The sequence below is a fragment of the Bartonella sp. CB10SXKL genome, from assembly GCF_042195515.1.
GTDB lineage: Bacteria > Pseudomonadota > Alphaproteobacteria > Rhizobiales > Rhizobiaceae > Bartonella.
This window is the reverse complement of the sequence record NZ_JBHION010000103.1, coordinates 1-858: the sequence shown is the minus strand read 5'-3', so window position 1 is coordinate 858 and position 858 is coordinate 1. Positions and strand designations below refer to the sequence as shown.

The 858-nt window shown below is 38.1% G+C and carries 1 pseudogene; it reads right to left on the bottom strand.

From position 1 onward, the window contains the following. Positions 1 to 7: 7 nt before the first annotated feature. A pseudogene (locus ACFIK3_RS09670) lies at positions 8 to 858 on the bottom strand (drug:proton antiporter); the annotation flags it as partial.

The window sequence follows — 858 nt, the reverse complement described above, 5'->3', positions numbered from 1 at the left end:
ATGCCTATCATAAATCAGAGTTATTCTCTTTACGCGATAAGGAGAGTGCTAAGCAAAACAGTAAAAATGCAGAGATCGAGAATATAAAGAATACGACATATGTTTGGTTAAGGGAAAGGTATTTTTCTGTCAGCGAATGTATCAGAAAGCCTGCGAATACACCCCCTAAGGCTCCACCTATTTGCTGTAATATGCGTGTGATAACTGCTGTGTCTTTGACGTATAAACTATTGACGTATTGGATGGGGGCAGACAGGCAGACAATGGTGGCGATACCAAGCCCTATGCCTCTTAGCAAAAATCCTAGCCCATCCATGTTTATATTATAGCCGAAGCATAATAACCCGAGGCTTGATATTACCAAACCAATTCCTATCATGAAAAAGGGAGATTTTTCTTTCCATTTTTGGTAAATAAATTTTCTTCCGATCCATGCACCCACCCCCTGTAAAGCAAGGAGGGTGCCGATGATGAGAAGGTTATTTTTATGGCTCCCTTCCATGGCGATGGCTAACGGGAAATAAACAAGGAAGCTATAAAAAAGAAATGAAGCAATGAGCCCCATGATCATGAGCAATGTGTAGCGCGCATTTTTAAATCCGCTAAAGACTATTAGTTTGTTTTTTGCTTTTTGATTAGAAACAATGAACAATATGAGAGATATCACCGCTATAAATGCTAGGATATATACGGAGTTGTTGTTCTTTATATTTCTGGCTTCTGTGAGATAAAAAAACGAAAGAAGGGAGATGGAAAACGCTAAAAAAGCAAATAAGTTAAATTTTGTTTTTGTTGTTTCGTTGCTCTTTAAATGTTTAGCTCCAAGGGTGAGTGCCAATAAAATAAGCGGAATATTGA